Annotated in this window: 14 protein-coding genes and 1 pseudogene; 13 read left to right on the top strand and 2 right to left on the bottom strand. The window is 64.5% G+C overall.

Annotated elements, in window-relative coordinates:
* Position 1 precedes the first annotated feature (1 nt).
* Genes Thiosp_RS10160 through Thiosp_RS10140 form a run of 5 tightly spaced genes read left to right on the top strand, consistent with a single transcriptional unit; the run spans position 2 to position 6,390 of the window.
* Entirely contained in the window at positions 2-1,591 is a 1,590-nt protein-coding gene (locus Thiosp_RS10160; protein WP_201069274.1) for an AAA family ATPase, read from the top strand.
* A complete protein-coding gene (locus Thiosp_RS10155; RefSeq protein WP_201069273.1) occupies positions 1,579-2,619 on the top strand; it encodes a hypothetical protein in 1,041 nt (346 codons plus the stop codon). The genes Thiosp_RS10160 and Thiosp_RS10155 overlap by 13 nt, the downstream gene beginning before the upstream one ends.
* Positions 2,619-4,382, top strand: a complete 1,764-nt coding sequence (locus tag Thiosp_RS10150) for a hypothetical protein (RefSeq protein ID WP_201069272.1) — start codon at positions 2,619-2,621, stop codon at positions 4,380-4,382. The genes Thiosp_RS10155 and Thiosp_RS10150 overlap by 1 nt, the downstream gene beginning before the upstream one ends.
* An 11-nt stretch (positions 4,383-4,393) precedes the next feature.
* Positions 4,394-4,981, top strand: a complete 588-nt coding sequence (locus Thiosp_RS10145) for a hypothetical protein (protein WP_323697027.1) — start codon at positions 4,394-4,396, stop codon at positions 4,979-4,981.
* A gap of 2 nt (positions 4,982-4,983) precedes the next feature.
* Positions 4,984-6,390 (top strand): AMP-binding protein, encoded by a 1,407-nt coding sequence (locus Thiosp_RS10140; protein ID WP_201069270.1) that lies wholly within the window; start codon positions 4,984-4,986, stop codon positions 6,388-6,390.
* 237 nt (positions 6,391-6,627) lie between these two features.
* Here the strand turns inward: Thiosp_RS10140 and Thiosp_RS10135 are convergent, their stop codons facing one another.
* Positions 6,628-7,041, bottom strand: a complete 414-nt coding sequence (locus Thiosp_RS10135) for a GDSL-type esterase/lipase family protein (RefSeq protein WP_323697026.1) — start codon at positions 7,039-7,041, stop codon at positions 6,628-6,630.
* Positions 7,042-7,660: 619 nt separating this feature from the next.
* Here Thiosp_RS10135 and Thiosp_RS10130 point away from each other — a divergent pair.
* From Thiosp_RS10130 to Thiosp_RS10110, 5 genes and pseudogenes are all read left to right on the top strand, one after another.
* Positions 7,661-9,319, top strand: a complete 1,659-nt coding sequence (locus Thiosp_RS10130; RefSeq protein ID WP_201069269.1) for a SagB/ThcOx family dehydrogenase — start codon at positions 7,661-7,663, stop codon at positions 9,317-9,319.
* A 3-nt stretch (positions 9,320-9,322) separates the two neighbouring features.
* Positions 9,323-9,637 carry an antibiotic biosynthesis monooxygenase family protein gene (locus Thiosp_RS10125; protein WP_201069268.1) on the top strand — a complete coding sequence of 105 codons (315 nt, stop codon included), beginning with the start codon at positions 9,323-9,325 and terminating at the stop codon, positions 9,635-9,637.
* 70 nt (positions 9,638-9,707) lie between these two features.
* Positions 9,708-10,883 (top strand): alpha/beta hydrolase, encoded by a 1,176-nt coding sequence (locus Thiosp_RS10120; protein ID WP_323697025.1) that lies wholly within the window; start codon positions 9,708-9,710, stop codon positions 10,881-10,883.
* Positions 10,884-11,192: 309 nt separating this feature from the next.
* Positions 11,193-11,738, top strand: a pseudogene (locus tag Thiosp_RS10115) (MFS transporter); the annotation flags it as partial.
* 55 nt (positions 11,739-11,793) lie between these two features.
* Positions 11,794-12,279, top strand: coding sequence for a hypothetical protein (locus tag Thiosp_RS10110; protein WP_242519049.1), 486 nt, complete (start codon positions 11,794-11,796; stop codon positions 12,277-12,279).
* Between the two features lie 34 nt (positions 12,280-12,313).
* Here Thiosp_RS10110 and Thiosp_RS10105 read toward each other — a convergent pair whose 3' ends face one another.
* Positions 12,314-12,712 (bottom strand): hypothetical protein, encoded by a 399-nt coding sequence (locus Thiosp_RS10105; RefSeq protein ID WP_201069267.1) that lies wholly within the window; start codon positions 12,710-12,712, stop codon positions 12,314-12,316.
* Positions 12,713-12,898: 186 nt separating this feature from the next.
* On the opposite strand from Thiosp_RS10105, the gene Thiosp_RS10100 reads away from it, so the two are divergent.
* From Thiosp_RS10100 to Thiosp_RS10090, 3 genes are all read left to right on the top strand, one after another.
* The gene (locus tag Thiosp_RS10100) at positions 12,899-14,098 is read left to right on the top strand and encodes a hypothetical protein (protein WP_201069266.1); all 1,200 of its coding nucleotides are present in this window, start codon (positions 12,899-12,901) and stop codon (positions 14,096-14,098) included.
* A 175-nt stretch (positions 14,099-14,273) separates the two neighbouring features.
* Positions 14,274-14,816 carry an HD domain-containing protein gene (locus Thiosp_RS10095; RefSeq protein WP_201069265.1) on the top strand — a complete coding sequence of 181 codons (543 nt, stop codon included), beginning with the start codon at positions 14,274-14,276 and terminating at the stop codon, positions 14,814-14,816.
* A complete protein-coding gene (locus tag Thiosp_RS10090; RefSeq protein WP_201069264.1) occupies positions 14,816-15,289 on the top strand; it encodes a hypothetical protein in 474 nt (157 codons plus the stop codon). The genes Thiosp_RS10095 and Thiosp_RS10090 overlap by 1 nt, the downstream gene beginning before the upstream one ends.
* The last annotated feature ends 47 nt before the right edge of the window (positions 15,290-15,336 follow it).

Below are 15,336 nucleotides of genomic sequence, written 5' to 3'. Positions count from 1 at the left end.
CATGCGCCAACGCGACCGCTACGCCAAGATTTCCCAGTCGCCCACCCGGCCAGCCGCCGAGCGACCGCAGCACGATTTCGACGTCGCTGACCTCTACCGCGGCCCGGTCGCCAGCAGCGAGCCGGCAACGGCTCAGGTCGATGAGCAGCCGCTCGACGAGAAATTGCGCCAGGCCTATTTCTGGATCGTCAATCACGCCATCATCTCGCCCTTCTACGACATCGAGTACAACGACGCGCCCCCAATGCGCTTCGACTTCGGCGACCGCAAGGTGGCGATCAATTTGCCTACCGACCAGAGCTACTCCAGTTACGCGCTGGCGCCGCTGTTGAACCTGGCGGTGCGGCGGCGCTGCCTGCTGGTGGGCGGGCCCGGTCGCGGCAAGACCGCCATCGCTATCCTGATGGGCGTGCTGGCCGGCTACAACTTGCACGAGATCCGCCGCGCCATCCAGCACGGCCAACCGCAGATGACCATCGCCGATCTGCTCGGCAACCCGCTGCCGGCGACTCTTATCAACGCCCAATCCATGGACGAGGTCAAGATCGCCTGGCGCCGCTGGCTGTCGATGCGGGTCAAAATCATCGACGAGTACAACCGCATTCCCACCCGCACTCAGTCGGCCCTGCTCACCACCATGGCCGACAACTACGCCGAACTTTACGACCAAGTCTACGAGTGCCCGCCGGCGGCCTGGTACCTAACCGCCAACGACGACGCTGGCGGCGGCACCTACCAGGTCATTGAGGCCCTGCGCGACCGCATCGACATTGTTGTCAAGGCGCTGCACTTCAACACGCGCTTTCTCAACGAGTTGCTGCTGCGCATTGAGGACGGCATCCAGCCCGAGCAGGTGGTGCCGGCGCAGATCATCTTCAGCCCCGAGGAACTCGACCGGCTCGAGCGCGAGATCCTGGCGGTGGAGTTCCCGGCCCTGCTGCGCCGCCGGCTGGAGTTCTTCGCCAGTCACTTCGAGTTCTTTGAGCCCGCCGCCAACCAGTTCGAGTACATGACCAAGGACACGGTCAAGCTCTCAGGTCTCGAGTTTAGCGCCTTGAACACCGAGGAGACCGGCAAGAGCGCCCAGGTCGAGTTGGGTAGTCAGTCCCTGAACGGCTTTTCCGTGCGGGCGCTGATGACCTGCATTCAATTTATCAAGGCGATGGCCTACTTTCGCGGCGATCACGCGGTGAGCTTCGAGGACATGCGCCAGATGATCCCCTTTGTCATGCACGACAAGCTGACCCAAAACCCGGATGCCCCTGCCTTCGAGCAAGACAGCCAGACCACCCTGCGTGTCGATCGGATCAGCTGGATTCGTGGCCTGTTTGACCGCTCCTGCCAGGAGTTCGACCGGCTCGGTCTCGAGCGGGACGACCCGGTGGCCGAGGTGGAGGCTGAGTTCGAGCGCGGCCTCGACGGGCTGACGGCGGCCGAGGTGCGCAAGCGCCTGGCCCGCATCGAGGGTGTGCTGCGCGACTGGGCCAGAGGGCGCAAGCTTTACGGTCACATGTATGACGACATCCTCAAGCTTAAGTACCTGCATCAGCGCTACAGCAACTACCTGGGCTGGCTGAAGTGGCAGAACTGACGGCATTGGCCGAGGCCCTGCTGCGCCGGCGGGACGACTACAACCAGCGCTTTCTGCGCGCCCGGTACCTGCAGCGGCGGCTGGCGCCGGATGATTTCCAGGATGTGTTGCGCCGCTATGCCGCCCCGGTCGCCGAAGGGCTGGCCGAGAGGACTAGCAGTGATGCCGAGCTGGACACCATCGTTTCGGCTCTGTACGACCTCTGCCTGCAACTGACCGCGCAGGACCTGCTCGGCCCCGGTGCCCGTGTGCCCGTGCTTGCAGAGCTGTTCGACGAGCTGCTTCCCTGTCTGGCCGGTCTGATCGCCGAGCAACCCGAGCGGGTCTTGGTCGCGCTCTGCAATGCTGCCTACAACCTGGCGCTGGAACCGGCGGCTGACCCGCGCTGCTGGATTGCCCGGCTGGTGGCGCTGGCACCGCGCCTGGCCTCGGTGGACGCCCTGCTGCTGGCCGGCCAGGTCGCTGCCTGGCGCTGCGGCATGGCCCACTACCGCGAGAGTGCCTTGCAGGCGGCTCGCCAGCTGGAACCTGACCTGCTGGCCGCCTTGGTCGATCAGCCTCAGATTCAGAACGAGCCCCAGAGCGAGGCCCAGAATGAGAAAGCGGCCGAACGCCTGCTGGCCGCTCTGTCCGATCCCTGGTTTGATCCCGCCGCTCGTGTCGGCGAAAAACGTCTGCAGCGAGTCGGTCGGGTCGGCGGTTTCGTCGGCTTCGACGGCCCCTTCATCGAACCTCCCGAAGTGACCCGCTTCGGTGAGCGCATCTATGCGCTGGACAGCCAGCAGGCCTGGCTGCTGTTCGCCGACCGCTTTGGTCAAGTGCTGAAAGGGCAGGGCAGCGATCTGCCCGCCGGCGCACCGGACGATTCGACCCACTTCGATATTGATACCGACGGCAGGGTCAGTTGCGGTAAGCACCGCGCCCGCTTTCCGGAACTGGCCGGCTGGCGCTCGGCGGCCTCCACCGAGCATAGCCTGGTGGTGACTCTGCCGCACAGTCACTATCTGTTTCTGGTGGCGTTGCGCTGATGCCGGGACGGGGTCGTCATCGTGCCGCTGACCTGCTGCCCGCCTGGCAGCAGGCCTGGCCCGCCGCGCTGACGGCCTGGAGCCGCTTCACCCGACTGCCGGAACCGCGCTTCCTGCTCGATGAGGCGGCCGAGCAGGCCGAAGGGCTCAGTGGCAGCTTTGCCATGATCCGCCTCAACGACCACGCCGTGCTGGTCAGCTTGCGCCAGGTTGCCGAGCTGGGGCTCGAGCGGTTCGCCCGCGAGGTGCTGGCCCACGAAGTCGGCCACCATGTGCTGGCGCCGGCTGATCTGGCCTACAACGGCCGCCTGCTGGCACGCTTGCGTGCTGCGCTGCCGGGGCTGCAAGAGCACGCCGCTTTCGTCGGCAACCTCTACACCGATCTTTTGATCAACGACCGCTTGGCTCGCAGCGCCGAACTGGATTTGGCCGGTCTCTATCAGGCCCTTAAGCCGAAGGACAAACCGGGCAAGCTGTGGAGCCTGTACATGCGCATCTACGAGCAGCTCTGGTCGTTGCCGAGCGGCACTCTGACCCAGGGCCGGCTCGACCCGGCCTTGCGCGCCGATGCTGCCCTGGGCGCCCGCCTGGTGCGGGTCTATGCCCGCGACTGGCTGGACGGCGCCGGCCGCTTCGCCTCGCTGCTCTACCCCTATCTGGCGACAGAGCAGGCCGAGATGCAAAACGGCTTTGGCAATCTGCTCGACGCCACCGACGCCGGTAGCGGCGAGGTGGTGCCCGACGGCTTGGCCGAGATCGACGAGGCCGAGGTGACCGGCAGCCTCGATCCGCGCAACGACCCCGAGTTGTCCGGTGTCGATCAGCCTGGCGATGCTGCCGAACCCGGTGCATCGAGCGGGCGCGAGACGGTCGGCGGGCGCAAGCAGCGCTACCGTGGTCCGTTGGACTACACCGAGCTGATGGAAGCGGCCGGGGTTAAGGTTCCGCGCAAGGAACTGATCATGCGCTACTACCGCGAACTTGCGCGCCGCCACCTGATCCCCTTTCCGAGCCGCCGGGTCGAGCAGGCCAGCGACCCGCTGCCGGAGGGGCTCGACCCCTGGGATCCGGGCGAGCCCCTGGCCGCCGTCGACTGGCTCGAGTCGATGATCCGCAGCCCCCAGGTGTTGCCCGGCCTGACCACCCTGCAGCGCAGCTACGGCAGCTCACCCGGGGCCGAGCCGGAGCGTGTCCCCCTCGATCTCTACCTGGGCATCGACTGCTCCGGTTCCATGGCCAATCCGGAGCGGCAACTTTCTTATCCGGTTTTGGCGGGCGCCGTCGTTGCCCTGTCCGCGCTGCGCGCCGGCGCCCGGGTCATGGCCTGTCTGTCCGGCGAGCCTGGCAAGTTCGACCAGACCGACGGCTTTGTGCGCAGCGAGGCTGAGGTGCTGAAACTGCTGACCGGCTACCTGGGCACCGGCTATGCTTTCGGCATCGGGCGTTTGCAGGCATCGATCCTGGATCAACCGCCGCCGAAGCGACCGGTGCACTTGCTGGTCATCAGCGATGCCGACCTGTTTCGGATGCTCGATGACCATCCCAACGGCTGGCAGGTGGCCGAGCAGGCCGCGCTCAAGGCCGGTGGCGGCGCCACTGCCGTGCTCAATCTGCCCTACCAATACAACCGCGAGGAGAACAGCGCCATGGTCCGGCTGGAAGGCATTGGTTGGCAGGTCCACCAGGTGTCCAGCCAGGAGCAACTGGTCAGCTTTGCCCGCACCTTCGCTCGGGCCACCTATCACCGGGAGGGCAGGCCATGAGCTCCGATAGGATGAAAGCCCCCCTGCTGGACGGTTTGACGCGAAGGCTGGCAGAGACCCCGACGGTGTTCCTGGCTGAGCCGCGCATCGGCCGGCGCGGCCAGCTTGAGGTCGCCGCTCTGGTCACCGACCTGCTGCTCTCGCTCGGCGGCGACCTGCTGACACCAACACAAGCCGCCGCCTATACCCCAAAGGACAAGGGTGAGCGCAACCGCGCCCGCCTGGTCGCGATCTGCTGCTGGCTGCTGCATGCTGAGTGCTTTCGGCAGCCGTCCGAACTGGCGGCCCCTATCGCGACCTTACTCCAGTCGGGGCTGGACGAGTTGGCCGGGCTGATCGATGCCGGGCGCTTCGTCAGCGACCCGGAGCGGCGCGAGGAGCTGGTGCGGCGGGTGCTGTCCCAGCTCGACCTGCGCCCGGCCGGGGAGTCCGAACACCAGGCCGCCGACCGCCTTAGCGCGCTCGACAGTGTCGAACGCGAGCGGGTCCTGCGCGATACCCGCGCCCGCCTGGAAGCGGAGCGGGTGCGCAAGCTGAAGAAACAAATGCAAGCGCGGCAGGCTCGTGAGGCCACCGCCAAGGCCAACCGGGAGTGGTAGCCATGGACGCCGAATTCGCCGCCCGCCAGGTACGCAACCCACTGCTCGACGCCGCCGGCTGGCAGATGTTTCGCTGTCTGCACGAGCACCCACAGGCACCGCACTGGAACTACCAGGTCGGCGATCGCCTGCAGGCCGAGGACTTGCCGGCACTGCACGCCTATCGCCAACGGATTGCGCGGGATCGGCCGCGCTGGCAGCCCGGTCCGCCCGACTGGCTGCTGACCTGGATCGAGCGGCTGCGGCCTCAGGTGCCGCTGTGGCGCGAGCGCCTGCCGGCGGGCTTTGACCTGCGCCGCGATTGGGTGCATATCCCGACGACCTGCCGCGAGGACATCGCCAGCCGCATCGAGCATCTGGTGCCTCAGGATGCCGAGCTTTCGCGACTGATCGTCTACGAGACCAACGGCACCAGCACCGGCCATGCCCTCGACGTGCCCAATCATCCGGCGGCGGTGGCGCTGAACCACCCGCTGCTAGAGTTCGCCCTGGCCCGGCATGGCGTACGGCCCCAGTTCGATGCCCAGCACGTCGCCTGCGTTAATGTCGGTGCCGAGGCGCGCACCGTCACCTTCGCCACTGTCTTTGCCGCCTGGAATAACGCAGGGTTCGCCAAGATCAACCTGCACGAGGCGAGCTGGACCCGCGACCAGGCAAGCCGCTTCTTTGCCGAGGTCCAGCCCGATTTCCTGACCGGCGATCCGGTGGCTTTCGCAGTCTATGCCGACTGGGCTATCGATTATCAGCCCAAAGCCTTCGTCTCTACCGCCACCCGCCTGTCCGAAAAGCTCAAGCAGGAGCTGCATGCGCGCTACGGCTGCCCGGTCATCGATTTCTACTCCACCACCGAGACCGGCCCCATCGCCTATGCCGGGCCCGCTGATGACGGCCTCGGCGGCGACGGCTTCAGCCAGTTGCCGCCGGATCTCTACCTGGAGGTGCTCGACCCGGACGGCGACCCGGCGCCCCCGGGTGAACTCGGCGAGATTACCGTCAGTGGCGGTCGCAATCCCTACCTGCCGCTGTTGCGCTACCGCACCGGTGATTACGCCCGGCTCGAGCCCGCAGGCAACCCAGATGATCCGGCGCCGCGCCTGCTCGATCTGCACGCGCGCCAGCCTGTGCTGTTCCGCGCCTTGAGCGGCGCGCCGGTGCATCCCCTAGACATCGCCTACGTGCTCCGCACTCAGGCATGGGTTCAGCACGAACTGCTGCAACGGCCCGACGGCTCCCTGCGCCTAAGGATCCGCCCGGGCCTGGCGACTCGCATCGACCGGCCGACGTTGCACGCAGGTTTCGAGGCCCTGTTCGGCAAGCAGCCGCTGGAGATCATTGAAGATCCAGAGCTGGGCGGCGACCGCCCCGGCGGCAAGGTGCTGGCCTATCGTTCGGAACTGTCGCGAGTTTGATCCAGTGGCAGACAGGAACGCTGCTGAATCGGATGCGTGCGGTCCATCAAGGGGGCGTTATCCTCCGAAGCTTGCACGGGTGAAATTGTCAGCCTCAATCGGGGCGCAGTCAGCGCCTCGGTTTCCTGCAGCAGGCGCTGAATCGCCTCAACCAACTGGCGGTAGCCTTGGGCGTTGGGGTGAATCTGGTCGGACTTCAGATCCTTGTCGGCGAGAATCTTAGTAACGGTTCAAAAATTACCGAGACAGGCAGGTTGGGCAAAGCGCAACGTGCCTAACTTCAGAAGGCAAAGTTGTATCGCTAGTTCTTGAACCGTTCCTTAGGAATGGCATCGGCCTGCAGCGGGACGTCCAACTCATTGGCGAGTTCATCAAAAGCGGATGCACCCGCACCAGCAAACCCGGCCTCGGGATGCCCAGCAACACCACCGCCCCGCCTTGCTCGCGCGCCAGGATGATCATGTCAGCCAGATTGGCCTGGGTCTTGGCGGTGTCGCGTTGGCGCAGAAAATCATTGCCTCCATGGCCCAGGATGACAAGATCCGGCTGCCAGGTGCTGAGCAATGCCGGCAGGCGTTCCAGGCCGGCATCGCTCTCCTCACCGGAGACCCCGGCGTTGATGACCCGATGACCGCTGAGGTTTGTAAGCACCGCCGGGTAGCTTTCCTCATCCTTGGCCCCGACGCAGGGTCACCATTCCTGTCGAACGCTGCTCTCAATGAACTTGAAAGCTTCTAGTCGATGCCGCACGTCGAGAGTCACAAGACGCTTCGACAATGCGATGCACTTCGCAAGTCGATTCAGACGTGGAGGATTGTACGATGACACCCGCAAACACGCTTTTTTCTCGCCGCTGTTGTGGCGGACCTGTTTTGGTGCTATCGCTGGCGCTGGTTGCATTTGGGGTCCTGTTCAAGCTGCTGGCCGCCTCCGGATTAGGCTGGGTATTCCTCGCGGTCGGCGTCTCAACGCTTGGCTTGTGCATGCTGCTCGGTCAGAGGCGCTGCCCGGCCAAGCCCTAGCAAGTCGCGTCATCGAACGAGATCAATGCCCCACATGAAGCGCTCTGCCTCCCCAGATCCGGCCTTGGTCGACCGTGAGAACAACTCAGGGTCCGAGCCGCCAAAGATGACACCTGTCCCACATGCGAGTGCGCAAAGCATGCATGAGAGCGTCGCTGTCTGGGACGGTTGCGGCTCTTGCGGGGCCGAGCCGTATTGGATCGAGATCGGTTCCCAAAAGGGTTTAAGCAACGGCCGTGGTAATGTGCATGGCGGCTGACACCATGCATGCAGCGGAATACCACGAGCGAACCAAACATCACTTGCACGGTTTCGCAGCCGGCCCCGGGGGGCTGGATTGGGCCACCCAGCCTGAGGCTTTTCGCGATTACGGTGACTGTCCGCAAATCGCATTGCCACTCGCCGACCAGGCCCCCGCAATACCCTTCGCCGCACTCGCGGGCGGGGTAAACCCAGCGGCCATGCCGCTGAGCATTGATGCCCTTGGGATCTTTCTGTCCTGCTCGCTGGCTATCTCCGCCTGGAAACGCTACGGCCCATCGCGCTGGGCCCTGCGCTGCAATCCATCGAGCGGCAACCTGCATCCGAGCGAAGCCTACCTGGTAATGCCTGACATCCCCGGGATTCCCGCCGGTCTCTATCACTATCGCCCGCAGGATCATCGCTTGGAGCAACGGCGCAGCGATTCCACGGAAGTGTCGCACACCCTGTTCAATGAAACGCCAGCGGGGAGCTTCCTGCTTGGATTGTCCTCGATTCCCTGGCGCGAGGCGTGGAAATACGGCGAACGGGCGTGGCGCTATTGTCTGTTGGATCTGGGACATGCGCTTGCAGCCCTGCGCTACGCGGCCCGTTTATGCGGCTGGCAGGTCCGGGTGCTGGATCAATGGGCCGATCAGGATGTGGCCTGTCTGCTTGGCCTGGACCGCGCGGACGAGTTCATTCCCGAGGAGCCGGAATATCCTGAATTGCTCTGCCTGGTCATACCCACGGAACGCTCGGCGTCGATCCCACTCGGCTGTCTGGCAGGCTGTCCGTCAGGGCTGTCTGCGGCCTTGGCAGAGCGCCCGTGGTTAGGCAAGGCCAACCAACTCTCGGCCCACCACAGCCACCACTGGCCGCTGATCGATGAAGCCATCCGTGCGACAGAGCAAGCGTCGACGCGGCCAGAGGATGGTGTTGCCAACGCGCAACCGGCGCCGCTTCCATTCCGTTGTGCGGATTCGGGTGTAACGATCATCCAGCGCCGCCGCAGTGCCCAGGCCTTCGATGGCGTGACGCCGCTGTCGCGCGAGGATTTCTTCTCCATCCTCGATCACTGCGTGCCTCGCCCATCTTTACCACCCTGGGGTGGTCGCCCTGCGCCGACCCAGGTGCATCTCATCCTGTTCGTGCACCGGGTCGAGGGGCTGTCAAGCGGCTTGTATGCCCTGCCCCGCGATCCTGCGGTTGCACCACGCCTGCGAGGTGCCATGCGCGACAACTTCCTCTGGGAAGCCGTCACGGATGCTCCTGAGCGCCTGCCGCTGATGTGTTTATTGCGCGCTGATACCCGTCAGCTGGCCGCCCGATGCGCCTGCCACCAGGACATCGCCGCGGACGGTGTCTTCTGCGTGGCCATGCTGGGTGACTTCGAGCAGGGGCTGGCGGCAGGTTCCCGGGGCTATCGTCGACTGATGATGGAAGCTGGGCTCATCGGCCAGGTGTTCTACCTCGGCGCCGAGGCCTGTGATCGTCAGGGCACTGGCATCGGCTGTTTCTTCGACGACGCCCTGCATGAGTTGCTCGGCCTGCACGATCGCGGCTTCCAGGTGTTGTATCAATTCACCGTCGGCAAGGCCCTGGTCGATACGCGCATCGCCACGGAACCACCCTACCCGGCCTTTCAACAGCCAACAGGAGCTTAACCCATGTTCATCGTGATCAATCGCGTCGCTGTCGTCGAGGACTTCGCCGAGATGTTCGAGGACCGGTTTCGCCACCGCGCGGGTCAGATCGACAAACAACCGGGTTTTATCCGCATGCAGGTGCTCAAACCCCAGACGCCCGACACGCCCTACCTGGTGCAAACCACCTGGCATGATCGCCAGGCGTTCGAGGCATGGGTGGGCTCGGAGGATTTCAAAGTCGCCCACAGCAACCCGATGCCAAAAGAGGCCTTCAGCGGTGAGGGCAGGATCGAGATGTTCGAGGTCCTCATCGACGCTGAGGGTGTCGGTTCTTGATGACGGGGGCAATCGGGGTTTTTTCCCGCCGTGGGTATTCGAAGGCGATCCTAACGGGCACGAGCAGCCGATGGTCCGCCGCCGCGCGCGCCCCGATGGCATAACGACGCCGAGCGCCTGTTTCAGAGCGATCCTCTTTGCCGGCCGCGAAGCCCTGCCCGAAGCATGGTTGGCCGGCCCGGCAGGTCGGATGTCAGCGCGGCGGATACGCGCCAGCCTTGGCATCCAAATCGCGCTATTGCTCAGCCTCATGCTCAGCGCGTGCGGCACCCAGACGCTCGCGCCGGTGGCCTGCTCTTCCATCACAAACCCGGAGAGGTGCATCGAACCGCGCCTGCTACCGTTCGAGGCGCGAATGCGCGATGGCTATGCCCTGCCCTTTCGGCGCTGGGGAAACACCGAACAGCCTGGCATTATCGTGCTCGGGCTGCATGGTTTCAACGACTACAGCCAGTCCTTCCAACCGCTTGGCGCGCACCTTGCCGAGCACGGGATCACGACCTACGCCTTCGACCAGCGTGGCTTCGGCCGCACCAGAGCGCGTGGACGCTGGCATTCCTGTGAACAACTCACGGCGGACTTGCGCACGCTGATCCGGTTGCTGCGCGCCCGCTATCCCCAAGCGCGGCTGATCCTCATTGGCGAAAGCATGGGGGCGGCCGTCGCGCTCAGCGCAGATGCCGAGGCGCCACTGGATATCGACGGACTGGTTCTGATCGCGCCTGCCGTGTGGTCACGCGCGAGCATGCCTTGGTATCAGCGCGCGGCGCTCGCGCTCGCCGCTAACACCGTCCCCGGACTCAGGCTCACCGGCGAGGGCATCGCGATCACGCCGTCCGACAATCTACCCATGCTCAGGGCAAAGGGAAAAGACCCACTGGTGATCAAGGCGACACGGGTCGAGGCGCTCTGGGGGATCACCAATCTGATGGATCAGGCGGTCGCCTGGCCCGACGCGCAGCGGCATCGCGATCGACAACCGCCCACGCTGATCCTCTACGGAAAGCGCGACAGCATCATCCCCCCGCGCGCCTTCTGCCGCTTCATCGATGCTGTCCCGCGCGATGCACCGGCCATCCAGCTTCAGCTCTATGCCGATGGCTGGCACATGCTCACGCGTGATCTTCAAGGCGCGCGCGTGATCACGGATATCGCCACTTGGCTAAGAGGCCCCACAGCCCTCACCGGCGGTGGAATGATTGAGAGCAGCCATGAGCCGCTGCGCGAGTTATGCGAACGGCATTGAAACCAGCAGGTAGTCTCAGCGAGAGCCGGCCGGTCCAGGTGGGTTTCGAGCTAATCCTGAGTCCATCAGCCTCGCAGCCAGCCAATCATCCGTGGGTGCGGCGCAATGCCAGCGCGCGCTCTGTGATAATGGCCGGGCCGGTTCATTCGACCAACACCGACAATAATACCCATCAGTCCTTGCCGATACCCGGTCAAGCGCGAGGAAGTCGCAGCAGCCATCGTTCCTGGGGTAACTTTACTGCGAGAGCAGAGATGACGAACGCTGGCGGCGCTGACGCCCTTCGCGATCGATCTTTACCTGCCGAGCTTGCCGACGCTTGCGCGCGATCTGGACAGCGATATCCGTCTGGCGCAGTTGAGTGTGACGCTGTATCTTGGGTGCTTCGCCAGCGCACAGTTATTCTTTGGGCCGTTATCGGATGTGCACGGGCGCCGACCGCTGATCGGCGGAGGTTTGCTGGTCTTCGCCCTCGGCGCGCTGGGCTGCGCACTGGCCCCGTCGATCAGCTTGCTGCTGCTCTGGCGCTGTCTGCAAGCCATTGGCGGCGCCGCCATTGCCGTGACGATTCCGGCCTTGGTTCGAGACCGCTTCGCGGATGATGACTATGCTCGGGTGATGACCCTGGTGATGTTGGTCATGGGACTGGCACCACTGATCGCACCGAGTCTCGGCGGGCTGGTGCTCTTGCTGGGCTCCTGGCACTGGGTGTTCGCAACCCTCCTTGTTATTACTCTGGCCACGGCGTTGCTATTCACCCGGGTTATTCCTGAAACCCTTCCAGCGCAACGGCGGCAGCCACGTCTAGGCGCCCAATTGCGCCACTATGGGCGCATTCTTGGCCACCGGCGAGCGCTGGCTTATCTGGGCACGGTCTCGGCCAGCTTCGCGGGGCTGATGGCGTTTGTGGATGGCGAGACCCTTCGTCTATATCGAGCTGCATGGCATCTCGCCACAGATCTTCGGCCCCTTGTTCGGTGCCAATGTGGCGGCGGCGCTGGTGGTCTCGCTCCTAAACGCCCGTCTGATTCCGCGCTTTGGCGCCGAACGGCTGCTGCGCGTTGGGCTTGGCGTCCAGGTCTTCGTTGCCGTGCTGATGCTGGGGTTAACTGAAGTGCCCGACCCAAGCCTGTGGCTCATCGCGCCCTTGACCGGTGCTTATCTTGGCATGACAGCACTGATCATGGGCAATGCCATGGCCGGATTCATGGCAGATTTCGCCGCGCTGGCCGGCACCGCCTCGGCCTTCGGCGGTGCGGTTCGCTTCGCAGTGGGCGCACTCAGCGGCTCGCTAATCAGTCTGTTGCACAACGGCAGCGCCACGCCGCTCTTGGTTGGCATGGGGGTGAGCGGTTTGCTGGGCGGTTGTTGCTATTGGCTGGGTGCGCGGAGGTGAGGCAGGCAGGTCTCCGCCGGCAGAGCAAAGGCCCTCACCAGCAGGGGGTGGCCAGGCTGGATGCCAAACCCATGACATCCCAGGGCGAGGGCACCGGCATCCCGGACGGGGATCCACCGGCCTTGAGGCGGATAACAAGCTCGGCCCATTGCAGCGGACGCGGCAGACCGCCGTGCCGCACCGCCAGCGCATGCAATTCACCCACAAAGGCGCGGTCGCAGGCAATATCGAAACCAGAACCGGCGGTGCAAAGATCGTGACGCATGCAGGCCGCGTCGAAGGGGTCGATCGGTGGCGGAACATGGCCGGCTTGGGGCCAATCGATCCCACACCAGTTGCCATAGATGGGCATGCATTTGAAGGCCAGAACCCTCTCGCTGCCGCCGGCAAGACTCATAGCCATCAATACAACCACAATTGTCTGTCGGATCATCGAACCCCTCCGCGCTTGGATCAAGACTGTGCGAGAGTGTAGCACTCGCGTTCCCTCGATCTCATCGACGCGATCAACCAAAGAATCGCAATGCGCTCTTTCCGGGGCGGCATCGGGCAAGCCATCATTGCCAAAGTCCCCAATCGATCAACAGAGGACATCATCAACGCATCGGAGCCTGGTTCTATGTCCAAACCAAAGCACCCCTGGCAATTTCGCTCGCGCTTTCGCGCCAATGCTTTCGGCTGGAAGGGCTCGAAGCTCGCCTGCGAGCGGCTTAAGCAGGCGATCACCGAGATCAAGAAAGTGGCGCGCACGGACCCGTTGCTTGGGGCTGACGGTGCCATTCTGCTGATGGAGAAGCTGTGGCCGGCGCTCGCGCAGGTCGACACCTCATCGGGTGCCTTGGGAACAGCGGCGGGAAAAACAGTCCATGCCCTGATCGATATCGTGCTGGCGGCGCCGGTCGATGCCATCCAGAACGAACATTGGCTGGAGCGCTTGCAGCAGGCGGTCGACGATGACGGGGTGGACTACCTGTGGGAAGTCGCCGAGCGCTGGGGCGAGCTGTGTCGCACCCCGGAACGCGCGTCGCGCTTCGCCGATGAAACCCTGTCGCTGGTGCGGGGCAGCTGGCAGTCGCCAGGTGGCTATTGCAAATGGACGCCAGCCTGTCTGAGCTGCCTGCTCACCGCGCAGCGGTATGAGGAACTCTTGGCGCTGATCGACACGGCGCCCTATCTGATCTGGGGATATCGGCGCTTCGGGGTGCAGGCCTTGGCGGCGATGGGACGCACGGATGCGGCCATTGACTACGCCCAGGCTTCCCATGGACTCAACAACAGCCCCATCGCCATCGCGCAGGCCTGCGAGGCCCTGTTGCTTGATGCCGGTCGAAGCGAGGAAGCCTATGCGTGCTTCGCGCTGCAAGCCAATCAGGGCACGACTCACCTCGCGACCTGTCGGGCGCTGATCAAGAAATACCCCGACAATGACCCGCGGATGATTCTGAATGATCTGATTGCCGCCAATCCGTCGGAACCGGGTCGTTGGTTCGCCACTGCAAAGACTCTGGGATTCCTGGAGCTGGCCGCCGAACTGGCGGAACGCTCGCCAGTGGACATCGGCACCCTGCTGCGCGCGGCACGGGATTATCAGGACGCCAACCCAACCTTTGCCTTGCAGGCCGCTCTGGCGGCGCTGCGCTGGATGGCGGCCGGCCGGTATTATGAGCTCACGGCATCCGATGTCTGGCAGGCGCGCCGCTTCGCGATCGAAACGGCCGAGCGCACCGGGAAGTCTGAGCCTGTCCGGGCCTTTCTGGACGACCTCACGGCCAGCACGGGGACCGATGGTTTTGTTCGCAAGCAATTGCAGGCGGGCTAGCCGCGTCATCAGCACCCCTCATGCTGGGTGCCTGGGATTAGGGTCCGCGTGCAAACGGACCTGCTTGTCCAAGCCGATCAGCCATGGCGTGGAGACTTCAGCCCGCGGCTTGAACGCTCCGGCGGCAGCGTCTCGTGCTTCAGGCCAACACAGTGCATCACGAGTGAGTCATGACATGAACGCCCTACTCCTTCACGCCGCGCACTTCGCCGCAGACAAGCACCGCCATCAGCGGCGCAAGGACGCGGCGGCCTCGCCCTATATCAACCACCCCCTGGCGGTTGCCTGGACGCTATCATCGATTGGTGGGGTGACGCACCCCGAACTGCTTGCCGCAGCCCTACTGCACGACACGGTCGAAGACACGGATACCAGCCTGGCCGAGCTGGAACAGACCTTCGGGCCGACGGTCAGCGCACTGGTGGCGGAGGTCACGGACGACAAGTCGCTGCCGAAACAACGGCGCAAGGCGCTGCAAATCGAGCATGCCGCGCTGGCCTCTGACGCCGCCAAGCAACTGAAGATCGCCGACAAGATCGCCAATCTCCGCGATCTTCTCGCCGATCCGCCGGCTGACTGGCCGCTGACCCGCAAGCTCGAATACCTGGACTGGGCCGAACAGGTTGTGCGGAATTGCCGGGGCGTCAACGCCGCGCTCGATGCCTGCTGGGATGCGACCCTCCCGGAGGCGCGCGACACACTGGAACCCCAGGCGTGATGACGACGGTTGAACCCTATACCCGAGGCGCGCTGCGTTTCGGGCTGCTGTGCGCGCTCGTTGGTCTGGTGGTCGGCGGTTACGCGGTGCATTCCGCCATTGGCGAGGGCTGGCAGCGGCTGCCAATTTGTGCGGCCTTGGCGGCCTTTCTGACCGGGTTTGGCTTGTGGTACTGGCTGATCGAGCGTCGGAAAGCCTTGCGCCGCCGCGCCGGCATTCTAACCGGCGCACTGGCTGGCACTCTGGCGCATTACCTGTGCTGGTACCTGATGATCGTGAGCGCAAATCTGGATTATCTGTGGTTCGGCACCACCAGTTCCCTGGGCGAGCCGCCGATGAACCCTTTCCAGGCACTCGCGGGCGCGGCGGTCTTCAGCGGTTGGAGCTTGTTCCTGTTTGGCTGGGTGACCATTCCAGCCGGCGCCCTGCTCGGCGGGCTGATGATCCGCCGGTCGCATCGACCACTGTTCTGAAGGTCCCGGCGCTTCAGTCATGATCGCGATGCGAACTGGCCGAGGCA

Source organism: Thiorhodovibrio litoralis, assembly GCF_033954455.1.
Taxonomy (GTDB): Bacteria; Pseudomonadota; Gammaproteobacteria; order Chromatiales; family Chromatiaceae; genus Thiorhodovibrio; species Thiorhodovibrio litoralis.
This window is presented reverse-complemented; position numbering and strand designations above follow the sequence as displayed.

Coding starts and splice junctions, on each gene's coding strand:
- Thiosp_RS10160 (WP_201069274.1), top strand. CDS start 2: ATGCGCCAACGCGACCGCTACGCCAAGATTTCCCAGTCGCCCACCCGG.
- Thiosp_RS10150 (WP_201069272.1), top strand. CDS start 2,619: ATGCCGGGACGGGGTCGTCATCGTGCCGCTGACCTGCTGCCCGCCTGG.
- Thiosp_RS10145 (WP_323697027.1), top strand. CDS start 4,394: ATGAAAGCCCCCCTGCTGGACGGTTTGACGCGAAGGCTGGCAGAGACC.
- Thiosp_RS10140 (WP_201069270.1), top strand. CDS start 4,984: ATGGACGCCGAATTCGCCGCCCGCCAGGTACGCAACCCACTGCTCGAC.
- Thiosp_RS10130 (WP_201069269.1), top strand. CDS start 7,661: ATGGCGGCTGACACCATGCATGCAGCGGAATACCACGAGCGAACCAAA.
- Thiosp_RS10125 (WP_201069268.1), top strand. CDS start 9,323: ATGTTCATCGTGATCAATCGCGTCGCTGTCGTCGAGGACTTCGCCGAG.
- Thiosp_RS10120 (WP_323697025.1), top strand. CDS start 9,708: ATGGTCCGCCGCCGCGCGCGCCCCGATGGCATAACGACGCCGAGCGCC.
- Thiosp_RS10110 (WP_242519049.1), top strand. CDS start 11,794: ATGGCGAGACCCTTCGTCTATATCGAGCTGCATGGCATCTCGCCACAG.
- Thiosp_RS10105 (WP_201069267.1), bottom strand. CDS start 12,712: ATGATCCGACAGACAATTGTGGTTGTATTGATGGCTATGAGTCTTGCC.
- Thiosp_RS10100 (WP_201069266.1), top strand. CDS start 12,899: ATGTCCAAACCAAAGCACCCCTGGCAATTTCGCTCGCGCTTTCGCGCC.
- Thiosp_RS10095 (WP_201069265.1), top strand. CDS start 14,274: ATGAACGCCCTACTCCTTCACGCCGCGCACTTCGCCGCAGACAAGCAC.
- Thiosp_RS10090 (WP_201069264.1), top strand. CDS start 14,816: ATGACGACGGTTGAACCCTATACCCGAGGCGCGCTGCGTTTCGGGCTG.